We start from the raw sequence: 25,418 nt of genomic DNA, 5'->3' as shown, positions 1-25,418 counted from the left end.
TCAGCCCGAATCGGAATTCGCCTGTCCCCGCGCCGTTCCAATCATGCTGCAACACGGCAAGAGCGGCGGTGCCGGCAGGGCGAACCGGCGCATATCGGGGCTTCAACCGCATTCGCGGCTAACATGCTTGCATCGCAGGGTTTTGGGCTCTAATTATGGCCTCCGAAGCCTGCTTGAGACGGCAGGCTTTGCGTGCGGCGAATAGTCGTGCGTAGTCTACTCGCTGTTCAAGGATATATATTCATGCGCAAGATCGTACTCGCCGCCGCTTTCGCCGGCGCCGCTCTTACCCTCGCCGGCTGCCAGTCGGAAACAGAGGAAGCCACCGAAGAAGCCACCGAGGCCGTAGACGAAGCAGCGGCAGCTGTTGACGAAGCCGCCGACGCAACCGCCGAAGCCGCTGACGATGCCATGGAAGCCGCCGAAGGCGCCATGGACGAAGCAGCTGCCGAGACGACGGAAGAAGCAGCACCCGCCGAATAACAGGCACGCTGTTTTTCCGGAAGTTAGGGATGGGCGTGGCCGCGAGGCCGCGCCCATTTCCGTTGTGGGAAGGCTAACTGCAAGAGCCGGACTCCAGGGCAGCGACCGGCCAAGCGCTGTCAGTTTGAATTGGCGGCCCTGAGCCAGACCCGGCCCGGCCCGGTATATCCGTCATAGATCGTGCGGGCGATCGTCGCGATCCGGTCATAGCGGTATTGCTTGTTCATCTTGCCGCCGGTGACATAGATCGCCAGCGCGATCGTGTGGCCTTCCGGGCTGGTGACAAAGCCGATATCGCTCGAGGTATTGTAGAGCGAGCCGGTCTTGTGGGCGACGATCGCGTCGGCCGGCATCTGCCCCGGAATGCGCGATTTGCCGGTGACGCACCGCTCCATCGCTCCCAGCAGCACGTCGCGGCTGTCCTTGCTCAGCCACTTGCCTTCATGCAGGCCCTTGAGCAATTCGACCATCGCCATCGGGGTCGCCGAATCCCGCAAATCGATATGTTCGGCCGGGTCGAATTCGCCATCGTCGCGGACCAGGGTCGCGATATAGCGGTCAAGGCTGAATTCCTTGATCCCGGCGTTCTTGACCCACGCGTTTACCGCGTCAGGACCGCCGACCACTTTCAGCAAGCCATCCGTGGCGGCGTTATGGCTGCGGGTGATCATCAATTCGATAAGGTAACGGGCGGAATACTCCTTGCCTTCGCGCAGCGGGGAGGGCGTGCCCGAAAGCTTGCGCGAACTGACCGGCTCAAGCACCGGGAAGCGATCTTCGAGCGACCATTTCCCCTGGTCGACGCCCGCCAGGAAGGTGGCGGCAATGGCAATCTTGCTGGTGCTTGCCATCGGAAAGCGCTGGTCCCCCAGAACCGACAGCGTCTCTCCGGTGGTGAGATTCATCGCGGCAATGCCGATCCGACCTTGCTGGTTGGCCGCAAGCAGCGCGACGCGCTGTTCCAGTGGCGATCCGAATTGCGGCAGGTAGCTCTTCGGTTCGCGCAATTCGGTGCCGAGCGTGAGGTCGAAGGCTGTCTCGAAACTCTGCGCGGGATGAGTCTGGGCTGATAGCTGGGCTGGCGCAATCAACCCCGCGCCAAGCGCGAGCGCCGCAATCAACGGTCGAATCCTGTTGCCCACCATCAGTCGAACATACCCATCCAAGTTTTCCAGAAGCTTAATTGCGGGCCAACGCCCGGCAAGCGCCGTGTCGACGAAGCGAGTCCCTGCAGGGGTCGAAACGAGTGCCAATGGCCCAAATGATGGCTCGGAATCGCCCGAAAACGGGATTTCGGTCGCCTATTCCGGCTTCTTGAATCGCAAGGTGAACTGGTCGGTCTTACCGCGAATTGCCTCGTCGAAGACGTTGGCAGTGCGGGGATCGTCGGGCCTGGCATAGAGGTCGCTTTCCCCGTCCAGCACGAATCCGGCGGCGGCCAGGGCGTCGATCGCCGTCTGCCTGTCTATCCTGTGGGTGGCATCGGTGCTCTCGGTGCCGGTGCCATCAACCGCGCTGTGATCGACGACGACCAGCGTGCCGCCCGGCTTGAGCGCATCGTAAAGGGACGCAATCGCCTTTTCCGATGTGCCCTCGGGCATTTGCGGAATGAAAAGGTCGTGCAGATTCATCACCGTGATGATCGTGTCGAGCGGTTCGGGGAACGGCGGCGCCGCGACCGGACCGCGCAGGGGTACGACATGTCCCGGGCTGCCGTCCTCATTGGCATAGGGCGCCACGGCCTCGTCCTGTTCCTTCGCATAGTCCGGGCGGAAGGCGATGAACTCGTCGGGCTGGAAGGCATAGACCTTGCCATTATTGCCCACCGCAATGGCCAGCAGCCGCGTCACATAACCGCCGCCCATGATGTAATCGCCGACCGCCTCGCCGCGATCGATTTCGGCGAAGGCGAGGAGCTCGCCGGGCTTGCGTTCGGCATCGCGCGCGCGGTCGGCTTCCGGCCGGGCGATATCGGCAATCGCGGCCGAATAGTCCGCTGCCAAATAGGCGGGAGCCGCCGCTTCGGGTTCGGCCGGTTCGCTGGTGCAGGCCGAAAGGGCGGTTGCGGCAAGCACCGCGAGGATCAAATTGCGCATGGGTGAAACTCCTCTCCGCAGCCAGTTCTAGCAGAGAATCGTCTCGGTCCAAACGAGAAGGGCCGGGAGATTGCTCCCCCGGCCCTTGCCCTTTTCATTACCTGCGGAGGGTCAGAAGCCCATTCCGCCCATTCCGCCCATATCGGGCATGGCCGGGGCCGGCTTGTCTTCCGGCAGCTCGGCAACGGCCGCTTCGGTGGTGATCAGGAGACCGGCAACCGAGGCCGCATCCTGTAACGCAGCGCGCACGACCTTGGTCGGATCGATCACGCCGGCCTTGACCAGGTTTTCATAGACGTCGGTGGCAGCGTTGAAGCCGAAATTCTCGTCCTTCTGGTCGAGCAGCTTGCCCGACACGACCGCACCGTCGAAGCCGGCGTTTTCGGCGATCTGGCGGACTGGCGCATAGAGCGCCTTGCGGACGATATCGATCCCGCGAGTCTGGTCGTCGTTCTCGCCGGCCAGGCCCTCAAGCGCTGCGGTAGCATAGAGCAGCGCCGTACCGCCGCCCGGGACAATGCCTTCCTCGACCGCGGCCCGGGTCGCATGGAGTGCGTCGTCGACGCGATCCTTGCGCTCCTTGACCTCGACCTCGGAAGCGCCGCCAACCTTGATCACCGCCACGCCGCCAGCGAGCTTGGCGAGCCGCTCCTGGAGCTTCTCGCGGTCGTAGTCGCTGGTGGTGGTTTCGATCTGGGCGCGGATCTGTTCGACCCGGGCCTTGATGTCGGCGCCGTCACCGGCACCGTCGACGATCGTCGTGTTGTCCTTGTCGATGGTGACCTTCTTGGCCTGGCCGAGCATGCTCACAGTGACGTTTTCGAGCTTGATGCCGAGGTCTTCGCTGATCATCTCGCCCTTGGTCAGGATCGAGATGTCCTGCAGCATCGCCTTGCGGCGATCGCCGAAGCCCGGAGCCTTGACCGCCGCGACCTTGAGGCCGCCGCGCAGCTTGTTGACCACCAGGGTGGCGAGCGCTTCGCCTTCGATGTCCTCGGCGATGATCAGCAGCGGACGCCCGCTCTGGACCACGGCTTCGAGAATCGGCAGCATCGACTGCAGGTTCGAGAGCTTCTTCTCGTGGATCAGGATATAGGGGTTGTCGAGCTCGACCGTCATCTTCTCGGGATTGGTGACGAAATAGGGCGAGAGATAGCCGCGGTCGAACTGCATGCCTTCAACCACGTCGAGTTCGAATTCGAGGCCCTTGGCTTCCTCGACCGTGATCACGCCTTCCTTGCCGACCTTTTCCATCGCTTCGGCGATCTTCTCGCCGACTTCGCGATCGCCATTGGCGGAGATGATGCCGACCTGGGCGATTTCCTCCGAACCGGTGACGTCCTTCGAGCGCCCCTTGAGGTTCTCGACCACCTTGGTGACGGCGGTATCGATGCCGCGCTTGAGGTCCATCGGGTTCATGCCGGCGGCGACCGACTTCATGCCCTCGCGGACGATCGCCTGGGCCAGCACGGTGGCAGTGGTGGTGCCGTCGCCGGCGACATCGTTGGTCTTGGAGGCGACTTCGCGCAGCATCTGCGCACCCATGTTCTCGAACTTGTCCTTGAGTTCGATTTCCTTGGCGACGGTGACGCCGTCCTTGGTGATGCGGGGAGCGCCGAAGCTCTTGTCGATCACGACGTTGCGGCCCTTGGGGCCGAGCGTGACCTTCACGGCGTTGGCGAGCGTATCGACGCCCTTGAGGATGCGTTCGCGCGCATCGCGCGAGAATTTCACGTCCTTGGCAGCCATTGTCTGTGTTCCTCTTCGAAAATTCGTTCTGGTGGTGAAGCGTCAGGTGCTCGCGATCAGGAGATCACGCCCATGATGTCGCTTTCCTTCATGATGATCAGGTCTTCGCCGTCGATCTTGACCTCGGTGCCGGACCACTTGCCGAACAGCACGCGGTCGCCGGGTTTGACGTCGAGCGGAGAAACCTTGCCGGAATCGTCCTTGGTGCCGTTGCCGACGGCGACGATCTCGCCTTCGCTCGGCTTTTCCTTGGCGCTGTCGGGAATGATGATGCCGCCGGCCGTCTTTTCTTCAGCTTCGATGCGACGGACCAGCACGCGGTCGTGTAGCGGACGGAATGCCATGGTGATGACCTCTTCCATATCTCAATTGGTTATGCCCATTGGCACTCTCGCACCGAGAGTGCCAGCGGCGCGCATATGGTGGCGCTTCCAGGTTTGGTCAAGCAGTCTGTGGCAGATTCTTTTCGAGCGCCGCCGAGGCGAGATGGAGGCCCAGCCGCTCGCGGTTCGACCAGCGCCAAAGCATCAAGGCGGCGACGACCACGAGGCCGACCAGCAGCCCGATCCACACGCCAAGTCCGCCAAGCGGCGTGAAGAAGCCCAGCCACACGCTCGTGCCCAGCCCGGGGATCCAATAGCCGAACAGCGCATAGACCATCGGGATGCGGGTATCCTGCAGGCCCCTAAGCGCACCCGCGCCCACGGCCTGCGCACCGTCGAACAGCTGGAACAGCGCCGCGACGAACAGGTACTGCACGGCGTGCCCCATCATTGCCGCATTGGCAGGCGCATCGACATCGACATAGATCGACAGGATCGTGCGCGGCATTGCCAGCATTGCGCCGGCGGTCATTGCCATGAAGCCGATCCCGAACAGCAGGCTCGCCGTGCCCGCGCGCGCGATGCCGGCGGGATTGCCCGCACCGTAGGACAGGCCGACGCGGATCGTCGCGGCTTGCGCGACGCCGAACGGAACCTGGAAGGCGAGCGCGGCAACCTGCAGCGCGACAGCATGTCCGGCCAGTTCGGCCTCGCCGATCCGGCCCATCAGGAAGGCCGCGCCGGCGAACAGTCCCGCCTCGGCGAGGATTGTCGCTGCGATTGGCCCGCCGATCCGGATCATTTCGAAGAAGCGCGGCCATTCGGAGCGCCACCAATTGCCAAAGATACGGTAACGACGCAGGCGCCGGTCGAGCCTGATGACGATCACATAGGCAAGCACCATCGCCCACGATGTGACGATGCTCGAGGTCGCCGAACCGACAATGCCAAGTGCCGGGAAACCCCAATTGCCATAGACCAGAAGCCAGTTCCCGAGCGTGTTGACGGCCAGTGCGAGGATATTGATCCAGGTGGCATAGGATGCACGGTCAAGTGTCGAGATGAATTGCCTGAGGGTGATCGAGACCAGCATCGGCAGGATCGCGAAGGACAGGATCCCCAGGAATTCTCCCGAATGAGCGGCGAGTTTCGGCGACTGGCCGGTCGCGAGCATCAGGCTTTCGCCGAATTGCAGCAGCGCGGTGAGCACCAGCGCGACCATCGCCGAAAGCCACAGCGCCATGCGGGTCGTACGCCGCACTTCGCGCACGGCGTGTCTGCGACGACCGAGTTCGGCGGCGGCGATGGGAGCGAGCGCGATCAGCCCGGTCGAGCTCCACACCAGCAGGCCAAATGCCGAGACGCCAAGTGTCGCGGCGGCCAGCTCGGTCTCGCCGAGCCGGGCGATGAAGATCACGTCGACCGCATGGATCGCCATCTGGATGAGGTTCGCTCCCGCCAGCGGCAAGGCGAGCCGCAGCGTGGCGCCGAGCTCGGCGCGAAGGGTGGGCGAGGGAGCGGTATAAGACATGAAGCCGGCCCGGTTAGGCTCGCAGCCCTGGCCAAGAAAGTAGCATTTGTGACCAATCGATATTTCGCGACCGGGCTGAGGCAAGCTTGCCACGCATCTGTTTGCGCCGCGCAAACGCACCAGCCAAGATTTGACTTGGCGCGGCCATTGTCCTGTGCTTGGGGCGCAACCGGATATTGCAGGAGAGTGATTGCGATGAGACGTTTCGGGCTAACCGGTGTTATCGGTTCGGCACTGCTGCTGGGTGCCTGCGGTGGCGGAACGGAAGACGAGCCAGCGGCGAGGGATGAAGCGGCCGCGATTGATGATGTCGCGGAGCCGTCCGGCGACCAGGATAGGGAAGAGGAAGCGTCGAGCGAGACCGGCGAAGCCGCCGAGGCCGGAGGGGCCGCTGCTCCGGCGGCCGCTTCGTCGGTGGCGCCGGCGGTTGCAGCGGCAGAACCGCCCGCTTCCTACAACCAGTGCAAGGTCTGCCATTCGGTCGAGCCGGGCGAACACGGAATCGGCCCGAGCCTTGCCGGGATTTTCGGGACCAGGGCGGGCGATATCGCAGGCTTCGAATTCAGCAGCGCGATGAAGGAATCGGGCCTCGTCTGGAATGAGGCCAATCTCGACGCCTATCTCCTCAACCCGCGCGGGGTCGTCCCCGGCACCAAGATGGCGTTTGCCGGTCTGAAGGACGAGGCCAAGCGCAAGGAAGTGATCGCCTACCTCAAGTCGCTCTGAAGCCTCCGCCGGACTGCACACGGAAAAGGGCGGCGCCGCGAGGCACCGCCCTTTCCTGTTTCTGCGCCGGACCGTTCGGCCCGGCCGATCGAGATCCTGAAACAAGTTCGGGATGACCTTCGCGGGCTGAAGCCCGCTTCAGGTCACTTGAGTTCGACGGTCCCGCCGGCTTCCTCGATCTTCTTCTTGATTTCCTCGGCTTCCGCCTTGTTCACGCCTTCCTTGATCGGCTTGGGCGCGCCTTCGACGAGGGCCTTGGCTTCGCCCAGGCCGAGACCCGTGATGGCACGGACTTCCTTGATGACCTGGATCTTCTTGCCGCCATCGCCGGTGAGGATGACGTCGAATTCGTCCTTTTCCTCGGCAGCGGCGCCACCGGCGTCGCCACCGGCGGCCGGAACGCCTGCAACAGCCACGGCAGCAGCTGCGGAAACGCCCCATTCTTCTTCGAGCGCCTTGGCGAGTTCGGCCGCCTCGAGAACGGTCAGCTCGGAAAGGTCTTTAACGATCTTGGCAATATCGGCCATGTTCACTTACTCCAATTTGATGACTGGCGGGAGGACGATCCCCCCGGATTTCGCTTGGAAAAACCGCTTGCGCCGCTTGCCTTACGCCGCTTCCTTGGCGCCATAGGCACCGAAGACGCGGGCGAGCTTTGCTGCCGGGGCATTGATAACCTGGGCGACCTTGGTCGCCGGGGCGTTCAACAGGCCCACGATCTTGCCGCGCAACTCGTCGAGCGAGGGCATCGAGGCGAGCGCCTTGATCCCGGCTTCGTCGAGCAGCTGTCCGCCCATCGATCCGCCGACGATTTCAAGCCGGTCGTTCGATTTGGCAAAGTCCACCGCCGCCTTGGCCGCAGCCACCGGGTCAACCGATGAAGCCAGGGCAGTCGGGCCGGAAAGAAACTCTTCCAGCCCTTCATAGGGAGTGTCCTTGAGGGCAAGCTTGGCAAGACGGTTCTTCGCGACCTTGTAGGTCCCACCGGCTTCGCGCATCTTCGTCCTCAGTTCGGTGGACTGGGCCACCGACAGGCCGAGATTGCGGGTCACGACGACCACGCCAACCTCGTTGAAAACTGCGTTCAGCGATGCGACCGCGTCGGCTTTTTGCGAACGATCCATGCCTTACTCCTTCACAATGACTGTCCAGCAAGCCTGGACAGCCGGCTACGTTTTGCTTGTCCCTGCGGAAGCAGGGATCCATGCCGCAGAACGACACGGGCGAGTCCGTTGAGAGGGAAGGAGGGCGCCGAAACGCCAAAGGGGAGACGCAGCGCGCCGCCCGAAATCTCATTCCCGTCTAGGCTGGAAATTAAGCCCCGGACAAATTCAGGGGCACCAACTGTCTCGGACGGATGACCGCGAACGGTCGATGCGCGCCTTTAGCTTCGGAGCCCGCGAAGTCAAGCAAAAGCGCTAATCCTCGTTGTTCTCGTAGCCCAACAGGTCTCCCGGCTGGCAATCGAGTTCGCGGCAGATCGCTTCGAGCGTGGAAAAGCGGATCGCTTTGGCCTTGCCGGTCTTGAGGATCGAAAGGTTGGCAAGCGTGATGTCGACCCGCTCGGCCAGCTCGGTCAGCGTCATCCGCCGCTCGTGGAGCAGGTCGTCGAGCTTGACGGTGATCGGCATTACACAGTCCCTTCCAGCTCTTCGCGCATCGTGGCCCCGTGGCGGAAAACGCGGGCGAGGATGAACAGGACAAGCCCGACCGCGAGACCGGTGAGGGACATGTGCGTGTCCATCCCGGTGTTCGGGAGGTACATTGACATTAGTGTCTGCGCGATGTTGATCCCCTGTACGCTCATCGCCAGCCAGGCCATGCGGCTGAGCCGTGCGGCATTGGCGAGCGTGAGCGGATCGCCGTGTCGCACCGTGGCGATGATCCTGGCCAGGCGCGCGGCGAAATCGTAAAGCAACGCGAACGCGGCGATTGTCAACGCGACGATCACCAGTGCGGCGACGGGAATGTCATCCTGCTTGCCCGAACCGATGCCGATGAGCGGGGGCGTCGCGAGCAAGTCTGGGCGGAACACCGCGGCGGCGAGTGCAGCGGCCAGGCCGATCATGCCGATGGCGAGCGCGATCCGCGCAAGCACGGTCGCCACCGTAGCGGCGGTGAGTAGGGGATCCTTGAAGGTCTTCGGCATGGTCCTGTCTCCTGCTCCGGCTCAAGCCAGCTCGACAGGTGAATTTGAATCACCGGCCGGGATGGAGATGAGCGCGTTGAACGAGCCGATCGTCAGCATCAGCACGATGATTGTTGCGAATACATGGTTGGCAATCCGGTTCATTTGTCGATCTCCGATATGGTTCATATCGATAATCGATAAGGCGATTTGCTCATATTGTCAATCGATAATATCGAAAAACGATATGAGGCGCGGAGTGCGAAGAAAGTTGCGGTTGGCTACGACCGGCTTAAGGTGGGCGCGCAAATCTCGGGGGAATGCGATGCGCGTCGGCCGGCTCTTTCTGCAACTCACTCTCTTTTACCTATTCATCACCGGAGCGGTGCTGGCGCTCACGATGCTGGTCCCGGGTTTCGAGGATTACCTGCCGATCGGCGGCGCGGAGGGGCTGCTCTCGGGAAGCGCGGAGGATCCGTTCGAATCGATCGCGATCGGCGCGAGCCGGGTAGGCACGCTCGAGGAGAGCATCCTCTATCTTTTCGTTACCGTGTCGGGATCGCTCCTCACCATCTTGCCGGCGACCTGGACCTACATGGCCTGCCGCGACCAGGAGAATTACGACCAGTCGCTGGTCGAGACGATGGTCGTGCTGCCGATCCTGGTCACCAGCATCGTGATTGTGGTGCACAATTCGTTGGCGCTGGCCTTTTCGCTCGCCGGGATTGTGGGCGCGGTGCGGTTCCGCAATTCGCTCAAGAGCTCGGGCGATGCGCTGTTCGTGTTGCTGGCGATCGGGATCGGCCTGAGTTCCGGTGTCGGCGCGCTCGAAGTCGCGTTGGTGATGAGCGTGATCTTCAACTATGTCTTCCTTGCCCTGTGGGCGCTCGATTACGGCTGGATCGAAGGCGCGCGGCGCTATCTGCGCAACAGCCACGGGGACGGCGCGGTGGAAGCCGACAAGCCCGGTGCGGGAGAGCGGACGGAGGACAAGGCCGGATGAGCCTGGGCCGGATTGGCGCGGGAGGCATCGCATGCCTGTTGCTCGCGGCTTGCAGCAAGGCGGATGACAGCGGCGAGACGGTCTTCAACCTGCCGACCGAATTGACGGAAGTGTCTGGCCTGGCCGTAGCCGGGCCGGACAGCGTCTTCACCCATGACGACGAATTCGCGATCGTCTACGAAATTCGCTTGCGAGACGGCAAGGTGCTGCGAGCTTTCGCTTTTGGCGAGCCCACCCTGGAAGGCGATTTCGAAGGAATCGCCGCGGCCGCGGGGCATGTCTACCTGGTTACCAGCGATGGACTGATCTACCTGGCCGAGCCGGGCGTGCACGGCGAGCGGGTCACTTTCTATGTTTACGACAGCGGGATCGGGCCGCGCTGCGAGGTCGAGGGACTATCTCTGTCGCCCGCGCCCGGTGAGCTGCTGTTGCTGTGCAAGCGCTTCCGCAACGACGATGACGAGGCGCGGCTCGAAATCCATCGCTGGCAAATCGGCAGCTACCGGGCCGAACCCGAACCGTTCCTCTCGCTGCCGCTGGCAGGCCTGCTGGGCGAAGCCGAGCAGGTCGATTTCCGCCCGTCGAGCATCGAGTGGGACCCCCGGACCCGGCAGATGTATGTCGTCTCCGCCCGCAACCGGATGCTGGTGGTGCTCGACGCCGAGGGCGCGCCCGTCGAAACGCGGCGGCTCGACAGTTCACGCCATCCCAATGTCGAAGGCATCGCGCTGATGCCCGACGGACGGCTGGTGCTGGCAGACGAAGGTTCGGAGACGCGAGAGGGACGCCTGACCGTCTATGAGATGGTCCCGGATCCCGCTAGTCGCAATCCGACGTAAGGTTCTTTTCGACGGCTTGCGGCGTCGCGATATCTTCGAAGAAGCCGCCCAGGAATTTTAGCATGTCGTTCCTCGTACGATCTTCGAGACCGGGAATGCTGGCGATCTCTGCTTCCATTGCGGGGCGCGATGACTTGAACAGCTCGACGGCCGCTGGGATCCCGGAATTGTAGCGGCAGAACCCGCGGAACAGGCGCTGGGTTACCCTTCGCACCGGCAGCGATTCGGGCGGCAGCGCGTAGGGCGCATCGACCAGGCCCGAATAGTCGAAATCGTAGGGGACGGGAGTGAGATTGCTGCGGGCGGTTTCGTCAGCCCCGATCAGCTTCGAATTGTGGCAGCAATCTTCTTCCCCCGGGCCGTCGGTGATCGCCCAGTCGAGATTTCCGATCATGTACTGGAACAGCGCGACCCTCGATGCGTCTTCGACATTGAAAGAGCTGATCGGGACGCTGGGAACTTCCAGTTCCTTGCCGCCCATGCGGTCTGCCGCATCGTCGATATCCTCGATCAGGAAGCCCCAGCTCGAGGCGACTTCCTTGCCGTCGTCCATATAGCGCAACCGTGCGAGCCTGACCCGCAGGCTTTCGGGCGTCAGGACGTTATAGAGCCGGTAGGCGGCATATTCCTTCAACACATTCTGCTGGAAGCGATCGCCGTTGTTGCAATGGGTGACGAGCTTCAATCGCCGCTGCATGTCGAAGAAGGATTCGTTCGCGGGCTTCTCGATAAAGCGGATGCTGAGCGGGGGGAAGCGGCAGGTTTCACGCTTGCGCCGGGATATGCCCCTTGCCGCCAGCTCGATTGCATGGGTTTCGCCCTGCGCCGCCAGCGTGGCCGGGTGCGGATCGGTCGAGCGTTCCGCCCTGCGAACGATTTCGTCGACCGGACCCGAAATGACGATTTCGATCGGCGCGGTGTCGGAAAAAAGCGGTGCTTGCTTGTCCTGCGCCCCAGCCGGGGCCGCCAGGGCCAAACCCAAGCCTGCCAGGAACGACAATCTAGTCTTCATTCGGTGTCCCCCGGATTGGCAAGGTTTTCGCTTACCCATTCGCCAGCGCCATTCTTGTAATGGGCAATGGCCTTGCCGTCGACAATTTCAAGAAAGGTCCGCAGGCCGCCGTAAGAGGCGGAGATTCCCGTATCGACCCGCACCAGCCGCCCGCCATGGCTCGCCGCGATGCCCTGGAGCCGGGGCGTGTGGGCGACGACCAGCCTCGACGCACCATAGGCCTCGAGCACTTGCGCCAGTTCGTCCTCGATCGACGGCCTTGGTGGGGCGGGAGCCGGAGCGGCCGTGCCTTCGACCGGTTCAGGCACCGGTTCGCGCACGACATTGCCGCGATACCACAGCGGACCAAGCTCGTCGGTCAGGATCGAGGGTTCATAGCTCTCGCCCTTGGCGAGCGCGGCTGTCACCTCCGCGTTCACGGTCTCCAAAGGCCTTGCCGCAGTCTCGACGCTGATTCCGCCATGGACAAACAGCGTATCGCCGACCTTGGCGATCGCCTGGTGCCCGATCAGCCATTTCCCTAATTCGCCATCGGGAGCCCAGGCCAGCCGGTGTTCGAACTTGCCGAGCGGGTTGGCTTCCAGCCACAGATCCTTGATGACCGAAACCGGGCCTTCGGGGAGTTGCTCGGCATAGAAGGCCAGGATCGCATCGCGATTGGCTTCATAGATTCGTTCGCGCAATTCCCGCGAACTCTTGGTTTCGAAGGCCGCGTATTCGCCCGGATGGACGTAGCGCAAGTCGCCCTGGACATTCATCGCCTCGTGATTGCCGACCAGCACGATCACCTGGCCATCGGCATCGGCGGCTTCCCGTTCGAGCTTCATCAGGTGCTCGATGATCTTGCGTGAATCCGGGCCGCGATCGGTGATGTCGCCGAGCTGGACCAGCACCGTCTCGCCGCCGGTCCAGCGCGCCCGCCTGTCCGACAACCCCGCCGCTTCGACGATTTCGAGATAGGCTTCGTAGTCGCCATGGAGATCGCCCACCGCGACGATGCGCTGCGGCTCGTCCGCGGCCTGCAAGGCGACCGGAGCGGCCGCGGCCAGAAAGGCCAGCAATATCCGCAGCAGCATTCTCATAGGCGCTGTCCCCTTGCGTCGTTTCGAACGAGACCTAGCACAGCATTTCGCCGATGAACGAGTCCTGATGAGCGAAGGAAGCCCGGATTGCTGGCGGCAATTGACATCGGCCCGGGCGATTCCTATATCGCGCGGCGTCAGTCTGCTTCGAGCAAGGCCGGCCCTGCGCGGGGGTTGGCCCAGGAAGGAAGCACTGGCTTTCCGTAGTCGCGACGCAAGCTGCAGCTTCGGCCCCGGCGGGGGCCGTTTGCGCGCGGCTTTTCGGCGTTGCTATGGGCCACTCCGCGCGTGGCAAGAATTTCCGTCGGCGCGACAAGCGGCACCGGCACAATCAAGAGGCGATCTCCTCCATGGCGACCAAGACCACGGCCAGCGCGGCCACTGGCAGCGCGAAAAAGCGCATCCGCAAGATTTTCGGCGACATCCACGAAGTGGTACAGATGCCGAACCTGATCGAAGTCCAGCGCGAGAGCTACGAGCAGTTCCTGCGTTCCGACCCTTCGATCGGCTACGTTTCCGGCCTGGAAAAGACGCTCCGTTCGGTCTTCCCGATCCGCGATTTCGCCGGTTCGGCCGAGCTCGACTTCGTCCATTACGAGCTCGAGGATCCCAAATACGACACCACCGAGTGCCGCCAGCGCGGGATCACCTATGCCGCGCCGATGAAAGTCACGCTGCGCCTGATCGTGTTCGAAGTCGATACCGAGACGGAAACCCGCTCGGTCCTCGATATCAAGGAACAGGACGTCTATATGGGCGACATGCCGCTCATGACCGAGAACGGCACCTTCATCATCAACGGCACCGAACGCGTTATCGTGTCGCAGATGCACCGTTCGCCCGGCGTGCTGTTCGACCATGACCGCGGCAAGACCCACTCTTCGGGCAAGTTCCTGTTCGCCGCCCGTGTGATCCCCTATCGCGGTTCCTGGCTCGATTTCGAATTCGACGCCAAGGACATCGTCAACGTCCGGATCGACCGCAAGCGCAAGCTGCCGGTAACCGCGCTGCTGTATGCGCTGGGCCTCGATAGCGAACAGATCCTCGACTATTTCTATGCCAAGGTCGCCTGGGAACGGGTCTCGGGCAAGAAAGGCGACGGCTGGAAGATCCCGTTCGTTGCCGAACAATGGCGTGGCCAGAAGCCCGCCTTCGCGCTGGTTGACGCCAAGACCGGCGAGGAAGTGTTCCCGGCCGGCCAGAAGATTTCGCCGCGCGCCGCAAACAAGGCGGAGAAGGACGGCCTCAAGGAGCTGCTGATCCCGACCGAGGAAATCTTCGGCCGCTATGCCGCAGTCGACATGATCGACGAGAAGACCGGCCGGATCTACATCGAGGCTGGCGACGAAGTGTCGCCGGAGCATCTCGATGCGCTCGACAAGGCCGGGTTCGACCGGCTCGAATTGCTCGATATCGACCACGTCAGCACCGGCCCGTGGATCCGCAACACGATGCAGGTCGACAAGGCCGAGAATCGCGACGAGGGTCTAGAGGCGATCTACAAGGTGATGCGCCCGGGCGAACCGCCGACCAAGGAAACCGCCGAAGCCCTGTTCGAAGGCCTGTTTTTCGACAGCGAGCGTTACGACCTTTCCGCGGTCGGCCGGGTCAAGCTCAACATGCGCCTCAACCTCGACGCCGACGACAGTGTCACCACGCTGCGCAAGGAAGACATCCTCGCGGTGGTCAAGGAACTGGTCAACCTCAAGGACGGCAAGGGCGAAGTCGACGACATCGACAATCTCGGCAACCGCCGCGTCCGTTCGGTCGGCGAACTGCTCGAGAACCAGTACCGCGTCGGCCTTTTGCGGATGGAGCGCGCTGTCAAGGAGCGGATGAGCTCGGTCGACGTCTCGACCGTGATGCCGAACGACCTCATCAACGCCAAGCCGGCGGTTGCCGCGGTGCGCGAATTCTTCGGCTCTTCGCAGCTGTCGCAATTCATGGACCAGACCAACCCGCTTTCGGAAGTCACTCACAAGCGGCGCGTTTCGGCGCTCGGCCCGGGCGGCCTCACCCGCGAGCGTGCGGGCTTCGAAGTGCGCGACGTGCACCCGACCCATTACGGCCGGATCTGCCCGATCGAGACGCCCGAAGGCCCGAATATCGGCCTGATCAACTCACTCGCTTCGTTCAGCCGGGTCAACAAATACGGGTTCATCGAAACCCCCTATCGCCAGGTGAAGGACGGCAAGGTGACCAAGGATGTGGTCTATCTGTCGGCGATGGAGGAACAGAAGCACGCGGTTGCGCAGGCCTCCGCCGAACTCAAGAAGGACGGCAGTTTCGAGGAAGAGCTGGTATCGGCGCGCGAGAACGGCGAATTCGTGATGCTCCCGCGCGAGCAGATCACGCTGATGGACGTTTCGCCCAAGCAGCTGGTTTCGGTGGCGGCCTCGTTGATCCCCTTCCTTGAAAACGACGACGCCAACCGCGCCCTCATGGGTTCGAACATGCAGCGCCAGGCGGTGCCGCTGGTGCGCGCCGAGGCGCCGTTCGTCGGCACCGGGATGGAAGAGACCGTGGCCCGCGATTCGGGCGCCGCGATCGGCGCCTTGCGCGACGGGATCGTCGACCAGGTCGATGCGACCCGGATCGTGATCCGCGCTTCGGGCGAAGTCGAAGCCGGCAAGTCGGGAGTCGACATCTACACGCTGCAGAAGTTCCAACGGTCGAACCAGAATACCTGCATCAACCAGCGTCCGCTGGTGAAGGTGGGCGATGTGGTGGCGGAAGGCGAAATCATTGCCGACGGACCTTCGACCGATCTCGGCGAACTGGCGCTGGGCCGCAACAGCCTCGTCGCGTTCATGCCCTGGAACGGCTATAATTACGAGGACTCGATCCTGATCTCCGAACGCATCGTGAAAGACGACGTGTTCACCTCGATCCATATCGAGGAATTCGAGGTCATGGCCCGCGACACCAAGCTCGGGCCGGAAGACATCACCCGCGACATTCCGAATGTCGGCGAGGAAGCGCTGCGCAATCTCGACGAGGCAGGCATCGTCTATATCGGCGCGGAAGTGCATCCGGGCGATATCCTGGTCGGCAAGATTACGCCCAAGGGCGAAAGCCCGATGACTCCGGAAGAAAAGCTCCTGCGCGCGATCTTCGGCGAAAAGGCTTCGGATGTGCGCGACACGTCGCTGCGCCTGCCGCCGGGCGTGTCCGGCACGATCGTCGAGGTTCGCGTGTTCAATCGCCATGGGATCGAGATCGACGACCGTACCCGCGCGATCCAGAACGAGGAGATCGAACGCCTCAAGAAGGACGCCGAAGACGAACGCGCGATCTTGAACCGCGCGACATACAACCGCTTGAAGGACATGCTGGTCGGCCAGACGGCTTCCGCCGCGCCCAAGGGCGTCAAGAAGGGCGCCAAGCTGACCGAGGATGAGCTGGATTCGGTCGACCGCCACGAATGGTTCAAGTTCGCGGTCGCCAACGACAAGGTCCAGAGCCAGCTTGAAGCGGTCAAGGCGCAGTATGACGAAGCCGTCAGGCTGATCAACGAGAAGTTCGAAGACCGCCGCGAGAAGCTCGAACGGGGCGACGAACTCGCGCCTGGCGTGCTCAAGATGGTCAAGGTGTTCGTCGCGGTGAAGCGCAAGCTGCAACCCGGCGACAAGATGGCCGGACGACACGGCAACAAGGGCGTGATCAGCCGCATCCTGCCCGAAGAGGACATGCCGTTCCTCGAGGACGGCACCCCGGTCGACATCGTGCTCAACCCGCTCGGCGTGCCGAGCCGCATGAATGTCGGGCAGATCTTCGAGACCCATCTCGGCCTTGCCGCGCGCGGCCTCGGCCAACAGATCCAGACCGCGCTCGAGGAATGGCGCGAAGCCAATCCCGATCCCGCAAAGGCCAAGCCGCCCAAGGCAGTCGCCGACCGGCTCAAGGATATCTACGGCGAGCAGTACCACGCCGAGATCGATGCCCGTTCGGCCGAGGAAATCGTCGAACTGGCAGGCAACCTCACCAACGGCGTCCCGATGGGCACTCCTGTGTTCGACGGCGCGCGCGAAGCCGACGTTTCGGCAATGCTTGAAAAGGCCGGCTACGATACGTCGGGCCAGGTCACGCTTTATGACGGGCGCACCGGCGAGGCGTTCGACCGCAAGGTGACCGTAGGCTACATCTACATGCTCAAGCTGCACCATCTGGTCGACGACAAGATCCACGCCCGTTCGATCGGCCCCTATTCGCTCGTCACCCAGCAGCCGCTGGGCGGCAAGGCGCAGTTCGGCGGCCAGCGCTTCGGCGAAATGGAGGTCTGGGCGCTCCAGGCCTATGGCGCGGCCTATACCCTGCAGGAAATGCTGACGGTGAAGTCTGACGACGTGATCGGGCGGACCAAGGTCTACGAGGCAATCGTCAAGGGCGACGACACTTTCGAGGCCGGCATTCCCGAAAGCTTCAACGTGCTGGTGAAGGAAATGCGCAGCCTTGGCCTCAATGTCGAACTCTCCTCCTTCGGCGACGACGAGGAAGCCGAGGACGACGAGTTTGGCCGGATTGCTGCCGAATAAGCCCGCCGCTTGAGAGATTGACCCTATCCAAGGGACCGAAACAATGAACGAACTGACCAAATTCACCAACCAGCTGGCCAAGCCGGAAACCTTCGACCAGATCCAGATCGGGATCGCCTCGCCGGAGCGCATCCGCTCGTGGTCGTTCGGCGAGATCAAGAAGCCCGAGACGATCAACTACCGTACGTTCAAGCCCGAGCGCGACGGGTTGTTCTGCGCCCGCATCTTCGGCCCGGTGAAGGACTATGAGTGCCTGTGCGGCAAGTACAAGCGCATGAAGTACAAGGGCGTCGTGTGCGAGAAGTGCGGCGTCGAAGTGACCGTCACCAAGGTCCGCCGCGAGCGCATGGGCCATATCGAACTGGCTGCGCCGGTCGCGCATATCTGGTTCCTCAAGAGCTTGCCCAGCCGCATCGGCCTGCTGCTCGACATGCAGCTCAAGCAGCTTGAGCGCGTGCTCTATTTCGAGAGCTATATCGTCACCGAGCCGGGCCTGACCCCGCTCGAGAAGTACCAGCTGCTGACCGAGGACGAGTTGCTCGAGGCGCAGGACGAATATGGCGAAGACGGCTTCACCGCCGGGATCGGCGCCGAGGCCGTCAGGACGATGCTGATGGATCTCGACCTCGAGCAGGAGCGCGAGGACCTGATGCAGGAGCTCGCGACCACCAAGTCCACGCTCAAGCCGAAAAAGATCATCAAGCGCCTGAAGGTTGTCGAGAGCTTCATCGAATCCGGCAACAAGCCCGAATGGATGATCCTTGAAGTGGTGCCGGTGATCCCGCCGGAACTGCGTCCGCTCGTGCCGCTTGACGGCGGCCGTTTCGCGACCTCGGACCTCAACGATCTCTATCGCCGGGTGATCAACCGCAACAACCGCTTGAAGCGGCTGATGGAATTGCGCGCGCCCGACATCATCGTCCGCAACGAAAAGCGCATGCTGCAGGAAGCGGTCGACGCATTGTTCGACAATGGCCGCCGCGGCCGCGTGATCACCGGCGCCAACAAGCGCCCGCTGAAGTCGCTTTCCGACATGCTCAAGGGCAAGCAGGGCCGCTTCCGCCAGAACCTGCTCGGCAAGCGGGTCGACTATTCGGGCCGTTCGGTGATCGTGACCGGTCCGGAACTCAAGCTTCACCAGTGCGGCCTGCCCAAGAAGATGGCGCTCGAACTGTTCAAGCCGTTCATCTACGCGCGGCTCGACGCCAAGGGCCTCTCGATGACCTTGAAGCAGGCCAAGAAGTGGGTCGAAAAGGAACGCAAGGAAGTCTGGGATATCCTCGACGAGGTGATCCGCGAACATCCGGTGCTGCTGAACCGCGCGCCGACGCTTCACCGGCTCGGCATCCAGGCGTTCGAGCCGGTGCTGATCGAAGGCAAGGCGATCCAGCTTCACCCGCTGGTGTGTTCGGCCTTCAATGCCGACTTCGACGGCGACCAGATGGCGGTCCACGTGCCGCTTTCGCTGGAAGCCCAGCTCGAAGCGCGCGTGCTGATGATGTCGACCAACAACATCCTCTCGCCCGCCAATGGCAAGCCGATCATCGTGCCCTCGCAGGACATGGTGCTGGGGCTCTATTACCTGTCGATGGATCGCGAAGGCGAGCCGGGCGAGGGCATGATCCTCACCGACATGCAGGAAGTCCACCAGGCGCTCGAAGTGGGCGCGGTGACGCTGCACTCGAAGATCACCACCCGCGTCCCGCAGACCGACGAGGACGGCAACGAGTATCTGCAGCGGGTCGAAACGACTCCCGGCCGCATGCTGATCGGCGAATGCCTGCCCAAGAGCCACACAGTGCCGTTCAGCGTCGTCAACCGCCTGCTTACCAAGAAGGAAATCGGCGACGTTATCGACCAGGTCTATCGTCACACCGGCCAGAAGGATACGGTGCTGTTCGCCGATGCGATCATGGCGCTGGGCTTCCGCCACGCCTGCAAGGCCGGCATCTCCTTCGGCAAGGATGACATGATCATCCCGGAATCGAAGACCGAGCTGGTCGAGAAGACCAAGTCGCTGGTGGCCGATTACGAGCAGCAATACCAGGACGGCTTCATCACCCAGCAGGAAAAATACAACAAGGTGATCGACGCCTGGAGCCGCTGCGGCGACCAGGTCGCCGAAGCGATGATGGAGGAAATCCGGGCGACGCCGAAGGACGACAACGGACGCGAGGCCCCGATCAACTCGATCTACATGATGAGCCATTCCGGTGCGCGCGGTTCGCCCACCCAGATGAAGCAGCTGGCGGGGATGCGTGGGCTGATGGCCAAGCCTTCGGGCGAGATCATCGAAACCCCGATCATCTCGAACTTCAAGGAAGGCCTGACCGTCCTTGAATATTTCAACTCGACCCACGGCGCCCGCAAGGGCCTTGCCGATACCGCGCTCAAGACCGCCAGCTCGGGTTACCTGACCCGCCGCCTGGTCGATGTGTCGCAGGATTGCGTGATCGTCGAGGAAGACTGCAAGACCTCGAACGCGCTTGAAATGCGTGCGATCGTGCAGGGCGGTTCGACGATTGCCTCGCTCGGCGAGCGGATTCTCGGCCGCACCACGGCCGAGGACCTGGTCGATGCCAAGAGCGGTGAAGTCCTGGTCAAGGCCGGCACCCTGGTCGACGAAGCGATGGTCAAGCTGATCGAGGAAGCCGAAGTCCAGTCGGCCAAGATCCGCTCGCCGTTGGTCTGCGAGGCCGAGCAGGGCGTATGCGCGACCTGCTACGGGCGCGATCTCGCCCGCGGCACGCCGGTCAATATCGGCGAAGCGGTCGGCGTGATCGCCGCCCAGTCGATCGGCGAACCGGGCACCCAGCTGACCATGCGGACCTTCCACATCGGCGGAGCGGCCCAGGTCAACGAGACCTCGCATCTCGAAGCGATCTCGGAAGGCAAGATCGAATATCGCGATATGCCGACCATCATGGACAAGCGCGGGCGGTTGCTCTCGCTGGCGCGCAACGGCGAGATCGTCGTGATCGACAAGGAAGGCCGCGAGCGCGAACTGCACAAGGTGCCCTACGGCACCGTGCTGATGTTCAAGGAAGGTGCCAAGGTCAAGGAAGGCGATCGCCTTGCCGAATGGGACCCGTTCACCCTGCCGATCATTACCGAGCAATCGGGCGTCGTGCGCTACCAGGACCTTGCCGAAGGCAAGACAATGGAAGAGCGGGTCGACGAAGCAACCGGCATCGCCCAGCGCGTCGTTACCGAGTATCGCGCTTCGGGTCGGTCCAAGAAGGAAGACATGCGTCCGCGCCTCACCCTGCTGGGCGAGGAAAAGGGCAAGAAGAAGGGCGAGGAGACCGAGGCAGCGCGCTATATGCTCGCCCCTGGCACTGCGCTCTCGGTCGAAGACGGACAGCGGGTCGAAGCCGGCGACATCCTCGCCCGCGCAACCCGCGAAGCCGCCAAGACCCGCGACATCACCGGCGGCCTGCCGCGCGTCGCCGAACTGTTCGAGGCGCGCAAGCCAAAGGACAATGCGGTGATCGCCAAGATCAGCGGCAGGGTCGAATTCGTTCGCGAATACAAGGCCAAGCGCAAGATCGCGATTGTCCCGGAAGAGGGAGATGCGGTCGAATACCTGATTCCCAAGAGCCGGGTGATCGACGTACAGGAAGGCGACTTCGTCAAGAAGGGCGACCGCCTGATTTCGGGCAGCCCCGATCCGCACGACATCCTCGAAGTGCTGGGGGTCGAGGCGCTGGCCGAATACCTCGTATCGGAAATCCAGGAAGTCTATCGACTGCAGGGCGTGAAGATCAACGACAAGCACATCGAGGTGATCGTTCGCCAGATGCTGCAGAAGGTCGAGATCACCGATGGCGGCGACACCACGCTGCTGCCGGGCGAACAGGTCGACCTGGAGGAGATGAACGAATACAACGCCAAGCTTGAAAAGAAGCAGAAGCCGGCCCAGGGCACGCCGATCCTCCTCGGCATCACCAAGGCGAGCCTGCAGACCCGCAGCTTCATTTCGGCGGCCTCGTTCCAGGAGACGACCCGCGTGCTCACCCAGGCCGCGGTCGAGGGCAAGAAGGACTCGCTGATCGGTCTCAAGGAGAACGTGATCGTCGGGCGGTTGATACCGGCCGGCACCGGTGCGGGCATGAACCGCATCCGGGTCGCCGCATCCTCGCGCGACGCCGCCCTGCGGGCGCAATACAGGAAGATGCAGGAAGCGCTCGAGGCGGCCAATGCCCCGGCGCAAGAACCTGCCGCGGCGGAAGCCGTGCCTGCCGAAGAGACTTCCGGCGAAGAATAGGGATTGCGCAAGGCCTGAACGACAGCCCCGCCGCGGCCCAGTGCTTCGGCGGGGCTTTTTCTTGCCCGCGAATGCCACTAAGCGGACTGCATGGCCGACGAACTTTCGATCACGCTTGCGCAGACGAACCAGAATGTCGGCGATATCGCCGGCAATGCCGAGGCGATGCTCAGGATCCGCGCCGAAGCGGGGAAGACCGACCTGGTCGTGTTCCCGGAAATGCAGCTGATCGGCTATCCGCCCGAAGACCTCGTGCTCAAGCCTTCGCTGATCGAGCGCGCCGCTGCCGAGATGGAGCGGCTCGCGCTCGCCACCAGCGACGGCGGCCCGGCGATGCTCGTCGGCAGCGTTTTCGTGCGCGACGGGGCGCTGCATAACGGGGTCGCCATGCTCGATGGCGGGCGGGTCACGGCCACCCGCTTCAAGCACGAGCTGCCCAATTACGGCACGTTCGACGAAATGCGGCTGTTCACTCCCGGGCCGCTGCCCGAGCCGGTGCTGTTCCGCGGGGCGATGCTCGGCCTGCCCGTATGCGAGGATATCTGGCACCCCGATGTCTGCCGCCACCTCGCCGATTTCGGCGCCGGGCTGTTCATCTGCGTCAATGGCAGCCCCTACGAAATCGACAAGGAAGTGCTCCGGATCGACGAGATCGCCCGTCGCCGCGCGGTCGATACCGGGATCCCGCTGGCCTATCTCAACCGGGTCGGCGGACAGGACGAAATCGTGTTCGACGGCGCCAGTTTCGTGATCAACGGCGACGGCAGCCTCGCGGTCCAGATGACCGATTGGGAAGAGGCGCTGGTCGAGACCAGATGGACCAGGGTCGCGCGCGGCTGGCACTGCAACCGCGGCGAGCTCGAAGGGCTGACCGACAGCCACGAGGAAACCTGGTGCGCGATGGTCCTCGCCCTGCGCGACTATGTGAACAAGAACGGTTTCCCCGGCGTGGTGTTGGGCCTGTCGGGCGGAATCGACAGCGCCGCCTGCGCGGCGATCGCGGTCGATGCACTGGGCCCCGAGCGGGTGTGGTGCGTGATGCTGCCGAGCCGCTTCACCAGCCAGGCAAGCCTCGACGATGCCGAGGCCTGCGCGAAGGCGCTCGGCTGCCGTTACGAGACGATCCCGATCCAGCCCGCGGTGGAAGGCTTCGATGCCATGCTGGCAGGCGACTTCGCCGATACCGACGTCGATATCACCGAAGAGAACATTCAGTCGCGCATCCGCGGCGTCACGCTGATGGCGCTGTCGAACAAGTTCGGCCCGATGCTGATGACGACCGGCAACAAGAGCGAGATGAGCGTCGGCTATGCAACGATCTATGGCGACATGGCGGGCGGCTACAATCCGCTCAAGGACGCCTACAAGATGACTGTGTTCGGCATCGCCAGCTGGCGCAACACGGCGGTGCCCAAGATCGGCCTCGGCCCGGCGGGCGAAGTTATCCCGCAACGCATCATCGACAAGCCGCCCAGCGCCGAACTTCGCCCCGACCAGAAGGACGAGGATTCGCTCCCGCCCTATCCGGTGCTCGACCGGATCCTCTTGGGCCTGGTCGAGCACGAGAAGAGCGTCGACCAGCTCACCGCCGAAGGGCTCGATCGCAAGACGGTCGAACGGATCGAGCACCTGCTCCACTTGGCCGAATACAAGCGCCGCCAGGCTCCGCCGGGGGTCAAGCTCGGCATGAAGAATTTCGGGCGCGACCGGCGCTATCCGATCACCCATCGCTTCAGGAGCAGATGATATGCGCAACTGGCTGGCCATCGCGAGCGCAATCGCCGTTACCGCCTGCGGGAGTGGTACCGGCGATGCATCGGCGCCTTCGCCCGCTTCCAGCGACGCTCCCCCGGCTGCACCGATCGCCAGCCCGCAGCGGCCCGCGCCAACCACGCTGGCCGGTGAATGGCGGGTGGCGGGGATCGACGGCGCGGATTTCAACGAGCCTTATGGCCTCGGGCTTTCGGCGGATGCCGGGCGCCTGTGGTTCGCCCCGGAATGCGCTGGCTATGTCCGCGCCTATCGCATCGCGGGATCGCGCATCACCCTTACCGATCCGACACCCGATGCGGCGATCTGCGAAATCGGCCTGCCGCCGCGGGTCGCAGAACTGTTCGCCGCGCTCGATGCGGCGGATACGGTTGCGATCACCCCGTCGAACGGAATTGAGATCAGCGGCCACGGTCGGTCGGTGCTGCTGTTCTCGCAATAGGGCGCAAGCTCCGCTAGGGCGCTGGCCATGAATGTCACCACCCGCTTTGCCCCTTCGCCCACCGGGCGCCTGCATGTCGGCAATATCCGCACGGCCCTGCACAACTGGCTGCTGGCGAGGAAGCATGGCGGGCGGTTCCTGCTCAGGATTGACGATACCGATGGCGAGCGCAGCAAGGAAGAGTTCGTCGCGGCGATCCGCGCGGACCTCGCCTGGCTCGGGCTCGAGCCGGATGGCGAAGAGCGCCAGTCGGCCCGCTTCGATCTCTACGAGGCAGCGTTCGAGCGGCTGCTCGGCGAAGGGCGGATCTACCGCTGCTACGAGACCCAGCAGGAACTCGAGCTCAAGCGCAAGGTGCTGCTGGGGCGCGGCCTGCCGCCGATCTACGACCGCGCGGCCCTGGGCCTCTCCGAAGCGCAGCATGCGGATTATGCCGCGCAGGGGATCGCCCCGCATTTCCGCTTCAGGCTCGATCATTCCGAACCGCTCGAATGGGAAGACGGCATTCGCGGGAAGCAGCATTTCGACCCGGCGCAGCTCAGCGATCCGGTGATCCGCCGGGCCGACGGCTCGTGGCTCTACATGCTGCCCTCGACGGTGGACGACATCGCCATGGGCGTGAGCTACGTCCTGCGCGGCGAGGACCATGTTTCTAACACTGCGCTGCAAATCCAGATGTTTACCGCACTCGATGCTGCACCCCCGCACTTCGCGCATGAGGCGCTGCTGGTCGGCCGCGAGGGGAAGCTGTCGAAGCGGCTCGGCTCGCTCGGCTGCGATGCGTTTCGCGCGCAGGGGATCGAACCCGCAGCGCTGGTGGCGATGCTGGCGCGACTCGGCACTGCGCTCCCGGTCGAGCCGATTGCCGATCGTGCTGCGCTGATCGCAAGCTTCGACCTTTCCACTTTCGGGCGCGCCCCGGCGCGGTTCGACGATGCCGAACTGGCGCGGGTCAACAGCGCGATCGTCCACCAGCTGGATTATGCCGAAGTGCGGCATCGCCTGCCCGCTGGCATGGGCGAGGCAGGCTGGCTCGCCATCCGTCCGAACCTCCTGACTGTCGCCGAAGCGGCGGACTGGTGGCAGGTGGTGACCGGACCGATTGCCGCGCCCGAGCTTTCGGTTGAAGACCGAGCTTATGTCGCGCAGGCGGCAGCGGCGCTCGTCTGGGGCGAGGATCCGTGGCACGCGCTCACCGACGCGCTCAAATCGGCCACCGGGCGCAAGGGCCGGGCGCTGTTCCATCCGCTGCGCCTGGCGCTCACCGGCCGCGAGTCCGGCCCCGACATGCAGGCGCTGCTGCCGCTGATCGGCGAGGCCGAAGCGCGGGCAAGGCTGGAGCGTGCGGCGGGCTGTTAGGGTGACACAAGTGACAGCTGTCACCCTCGCTGTCCGGCATGAAAAACCATTTCTGACCAAAGGCTTGGGATGC

21 protein-coding genes are annotated in these 25,418 nt (G+C 63.4%); 9 read left to right on the top strand and 12 right to left on the bottom strand.

The features are described from left to right. Positions 1 to 243: 243 nt before the first annotated feature. Positions 244 to 483: a hypothetical protein gene (locus AC16XC_RS09390; protein WP_484034390.1), complete on the top strand. Its 240-nt coding sequence runs from the start codon at positions 244 to 246 to the stop codon at positions 481 to 483. 119 nt (positions 484 to 602) lie between these two features. Here the strand turns inward: AC16XC_RS09390 and bla are convergent, their stop codons facing one another. The 5 genes from bla to AC16XC_RS09365 all read right to left on the bottom strand — a co-directional run bounded on the left by bla (position 603) and on the right by AC16XC_RS09365 (position 6,182). After that, positions 603 to 1,604, bottom strand: a complete 1,002-nt coding sequence (gene bla / locus AC16XC_RS09385; protein ID WP_484034389.1) for a class A beta-lactamase — start codon at positions 1,602 to 1,604, stop codon at positions 603 to 605. A 180-nt stretch (positions 1,605 to 1,784) separates the two neighbouring features. Then, positions 1,785 to 2,579, bottom strand: a complete 795-nt coding sequence (locus tag AC16XC_RS09380; RefSeq protein ID WP_484034388.1) for a class I SAM-dependent methyltransferase — start codon at positions 2,577 to 2,579, stop codon at positions 1,785 to 1,787. 111 nt (positions 2,580 to 2,690) lie between these two features. Further along, positions 2,691 to 4,328 carry a chaperonin GroEL gene (gene groL / locus AC16XC_RS09375; protein ID WP_484034387.1) on the bottom strand — a complete coding sequence of 546 codons (1,638 nt, stop codon included), beginning with the start codon at positions 4,326 to 4,328 and terminating at the stop codon, positions 2,691 to 2,693. A 56-nt stretch (positions 4,329 to 4,384) separates the two neighbouring features. Further along, positions 4,385 to 4,672, bottom strand: a complete 288-nt coding sequence (gene groES, locus AC16XC_RS09370; RefSeq protein ID WP_484034399.1) for a co-chaperone GroES — start codon at positions 4,670 to 4,672, stop codon at positions 4,385 to 4,387. A 97-nt stretch (positions 4,673 to 4,769) separates the two neighbouring features. Further along, complete coding sequence (locus AC16XC_RS09365) at positions 4,770 to 6,182, bottom strand: MATE family efflux transporter (RefSeq protein ID WP_484034386.1); 1,413 nt, start codon at positions 6,180 to 6,182, stop codon at positions 4,770 to 4,772. A 195-nt stretch (positions 6,183 to 6,377) separates the two neighbouring features. Between AC16XC_RS09365 and AC16XC_RS09360 the strand changes: the two genes are divergently transcribed. After that, positions 6,378 to 6,908 (top strand): c-type cytochrome, encoded by a 531-nt coding sequence (locus AC16XC_RS09360; RefSeq protein WP_484034385.1) that lies wholly within the window; start codon positions 6,378 to 6,380, stop codon positions 6,906 to 6,908. A 143-nt stretch (positions 6,909 to 7,051) separates the two neighbouring features. Here AC16XC_RS09360 and rplL read toward each other — a convergent pair whose 3' ends face one another. The 5 genes from rplL to AC16XC_RS09335 form a co-directional block, all read right to left on the bottom strand. Then, positions 7,052 to 7,435, bottom strand: a complete 384-nt coding sequence (rplL, locus tag AC16XC_RS09355; protein WP_484034384.1) for a 50S ribosomal protein L7/L12 — start codon at positions 7,433 to 7,435, stop codon at positions 7,052 to 7,054. Between the two features lie 81 nt (positions 7,436 to 7,516). Then, a complete protein-coding gene (rplJ, locus tag AC16XC_RS09350; RefSeq protein ID WP_484034383.1) occupies positions 7,517 to 8,032 on the bottom strand; it encodes a 50S ribosomal protein L10 in 516 nt (171 codons plus the stop codon). Positions 8,033 to 8,326: 294 nt separating this feature from the next. Continuing rightward, positions 8,327 to 8,539: a helix-turn-helix domain-containing protein gene (locus AC16XC_RS09345; RefSeq protein ID WP_484034382.1), complete on the bottom strand. Its 213-nt coding sequence runs from the start codon at positions 8,537 to 8,539 to the stop codon at positions 8,327 to 8,329. Then, on the bottom strand, positions 8,539 to 9,057 hold the full coding sequence (locus AC16XC_RS09340; protein ID WP_484034381.1) for a DUF2975 domain-containing protein: 519 nt from the start codon (positions 9,055 to 9,057) through the stop codon (positions 8,539 to 8,541). The genes AC16XC_RS09345 and AC16XC_RS09340 overlap by 1 nt, the downstream gene beginning before the upstream one ends. 21 nt (positions 9,058 to 9,078) lie before the next feature. Next, positions 9,079 to 9,201, bottom strand: a complete 123-nt coding sequence (locus AC16XC_RS09335) for a hypothetical protein (protein WP_484034380.1) — start codon at positions 9,199 to 9,201, stop codon at positions 9,079 to 9,081. 160 nt (positions 9,202 to 9,361) lie between these two features. Between AC16XC_RS09335 and AC16XC_RS09330 the strand changes: the two genes are divergently transcribed. Both AC16XC_RS09330 and AC16XC_RS09325 read left to right on the top strand, forming a co-directional pair. Beyond that, the gene (locus AC16XC_RS09330; RefSeq protein ID WP_484034379.1) at positions 9,362 to 10,039 is read left to right on the top strand and encodes a DUF4956 domain-containing protein; all 678 of its coding nucleotides are present in this window, start codon (positions 9,362 to 9,364) and stop codon (positions 10,037 to 10,039) included. Beyond that, on the top strand, positions 10,036 to 10,878 hold the full coding sequence (locus tag AC16XC_RS09325) for an SdiA-regulated domain-containing protein (protein WP_484034378.1): 843 nt from the start codon (positions 10,036 to 10,038) through the stop codon (positions 10,876 to 10,878). The genes AC16XC_RS09330 and AC16XC_RS09325 overlap by 4 nt, the downstream gene beginning before the upstream one ends. Here AC16XC_RS09325 and AC16XC_RS09320 read toward each other — a convergent pair. After that, positions 10,859 to 11,890 carry a hypothetical protein gene (locus tag AC16XC_RS09320; protein ID WP_484034377.1) on the bottom strand — a complete coding sequence of 344 codons (1,032 nt, stop codon included), beginning with the start codon at positions 11,888 to 11,890 and terminating at the stop codon, positions 10,859 to 10,861. The genes AC16XC_RS09325 and AC16XC_RS09320 overlap by 20 nt on opposite strands. Beyond that, positions 11,887 to 12,972 carry a metallophosphoesterase gene (locus AC16XC_RS09315; protein ID WP_484034376.1) on the bottom strand — a complete coding sequence of 362 codons (1,086 nt, stop codon included), beginning with the start codon at positions 12,970 to 12,972 and terminating at the stop codon, positions 11,887 to 11,889. The genes AC16XC_RS09320 and AC16XC_RS09315 overlap by 4 nt, the downstream gene beginning before the upstream one ends. A gap of 350 nt (positions 12,973 to 13,322) precedes the next feature. Here AC16XC_RS09315 and rpoB point away from each other — a divergent pair, with 350 nt between their 5' ends. From rpoB to gltX, 5 genes are all read left to right on the top strand, one after another. Further along, positions 13,323 to 17,507, top strand: a complete 4,185-nt coding sequence (rpoB, locus tag AC16XC_RS09310; RefSeq protein ID WP_484034375.1) for a DNA-directed RNA polymerase subunit beta — start codon at positions 13,323 to 13,325, stop codon at positions 17,505 to 17,507. Positions 17,508 to 17,550: 43 nt separating this feature from the next. Further along, the gene (gene rpoC, locus AC16XC_RS09305) at positions 17,551 to 21,774 is read left to right on the top strand and encodes a DNA-directed RNA polymerase subunit beta' (RefSeq protein ID WP_484034374.1); all 4,224 of its coding nucleotides are present in this window, start codon (positions 17,551 to 17,553) and stop codon (positions 21,772 to 21,774) included. A gap of 90 nt (positions 21,775 to 21,864) precedes the next feature. Beyond that, positions 21,865 to 23,520, top strand: a complete 1,656-nt coding sequence (locus AC16XC_RS09300; RefSeq protein ID WP_484034373.1) for an NAD+ synthase — start codon at positions 21,865 to 21,867, stop codon at positions 23,518 to 23,520. Position 23,521: 1 nt separating this feature from the next. Further along, positions 23,522 to 23,986, top strand: a complete 465-nt coding sequence (locus AC16XC_RS09295) for a hypothetical protein (RefSeq protein WP_484034372.1) — start codon at positions 23,522 to 23,524, stop codon at positions 23,984 to 23,986. Positions 23,987 to 24,013: 27 nt separating this feature from the next. Beyond that, positions 24,014 to 25,345 (top strand): glutamate--tRNA ligase, encoded by a 1,332-nt coding sequence (gltX, locus tag AC16XC_RS09290; RefSeq protein WP_484034371.1) that lies wholly within the window; start codon positions 24,014 to 24,016, stop codon positions 25,343 to 25,345. The last annotated feature ends 73 nt before the right edge of the window (positions 25,346 to 25,418 follow it).

It is taken from the genome of Candidatus Andeanibacterium sp. (assembly GCF_057143545.1).
The sequence above is the reverse complement of the archived record's forward strand: the minus strand, read 5'-3'. Positions and strand labels throughout refer to the sequence as shown.

What these genes read in the sequence shown, in the direction of transcription:
- AC16XC_RS09390 (WP_484034390.1), top strand. Translation starts at nt 244, where the DNA reads ATGCGCAAGATCGTACTCGCCGCCGCTTTCGCCGGCGCCGCTCTTACC.
- AC16XC_RS09380 (WP_484034388.1), bottom strand. Translation starts at nt 2,579, where the DNA reads ATGCGCAATTTGATCCTCGCGGTGCTTGCCGCAACCGCCCTTTCGGCC.
- groL (WP_484034387.1), bottom strand. Translation starts at nt 4,328, where the DNA reads ATGGCTGCCAAGGACGTGAAATTCTCGCGCGATGCGCGCGAACGCATC.
- groES (WP_484034399.1), bottom strand. Translation starts at nt 4,672, where the DNA reads ATGGCATTCCGTCCGCTACACGACCGCGTGCTGGTCCGTCGCATCGAA.
- AC16XC_RS09365 (WP_484034386.1), bottom strand. Translation starts at nt 6,182, where the DNA reads ATGTCTTATACCGCTCCCTCGCCCACCCTTCGCGCCGAGCTCGGCGCC.
- AC16XC_RS09360 (WP_484034385.1), top strand. Translation starts at nt 6,378, where the DNA reads ATGAGACGTTTCGGGCTAACCGGTGTTATCGGTTCGGCACTGCTGCTG.
- rplL (WP_484034384.1), bottom strand. Translation starts at nt 7,435, where the DNA reads ATGGCCGATATTGCCAAGATCGTTAAAGACCTTTCCGAGCTGACCGTT.
- rplJ (WP_484034383.1), bottom strand. Translation starts at nt 8,032, where the DNA reads ATGGATCGTTCGCAAAAAGCCGACGCGGTCGCATCGCTGAACGCAGTT.
- AC16XC_RS09345 (WP_484034382.1), bottom strand. Translation starts at nt 8,539, where the DNA reads ATGCCGATCACCGTCAAGCTCGACGACCTGCTCCACGAGCGGCGGATG.
- AC16XC_RS09340 (WP_484034381.1), bottom strand. Translation starts at nt 9,057, where the DNA reads ATGCCGAAGACCTTCAAGGATCCCCTACTCACCGCCGCTACGGTGGCG.
- AC16XC_RS09335 (WP_484034380.1), bottom strand. Translation starts at nt 9,201, where the DNA reads ATGAACCGGATTGCCAACCATGTATTCGCAACAATCATCGTGCTGATG.
- AC16XC_RS09330 (WP_484034379.1), top strand. Translation starts at nt 9,362, where the DNA reads ATGCGCGTCGGCCGGCTCTTTCTGCAACTCACTCTCTTTTACCTATTC.
- AC16XC_RS09325 (WP_484034378.1), top strand. Translation starts at nt 10,036, where the DNA reads ATGAGCCTGGGCCGGATTGGCGCGGGAGGCATCGCATGCCTGTTGCTC.
- AC16XC_RS09320 (WP_484034377.1), bottom strand. Translation starts at nt 11,890, where the DNA reads ATGAAGACTAGATTGTCGTTCCTGGCAGGCTTGGGTTTGGCCCTGGCG.
- AC16XC_RS09315 (WP_484034376.1), bottom strand. Translation starts at nt 12,972, where the DNA reads ATGAGAATGCTGCTGCGGATATTGCTGGCCTTTCTGGCCGCGGCCGCT.
- rpoB (WP_484034375.1), top strand. Translation starts at nt 13,323, where the DNA reads ATGGCGACCAAGACCACGGCCAGCGCGGCCACTGGCAGCGCGAAAAAG.
- rpoC (WP_484034374.1), top strand. Translation starts at nt 17,551, where the DNA reads ATGAACGAACTGACCAAATTCACCAACCAGCTGGCCAAGCCGGAAACC.
- AC16XC_RS09300 (WP_484034373.1), top strand. Translation starts at nt 21,865, where the DNA reads ATGGCCGACGAACTTTCGATCACGCTTGCGCAGACGAACCAGAATGTC.
- AC16XC_RS09295 (WP_484034372.1), top strand. Translation starts at nt 23,522, where the DNA reads ATGCGCAACTGGCTGGCCATCGCGAGCGCAATCGCCGTTACCGCCTGC.
- gltX (WP_484034371.1), top strand. Translation starts at nt 24,014, where the DNA reads ATGAATGTCACCACCCGCTTTGCCCCTTCGCCCACCGGGCGCCTGCAT.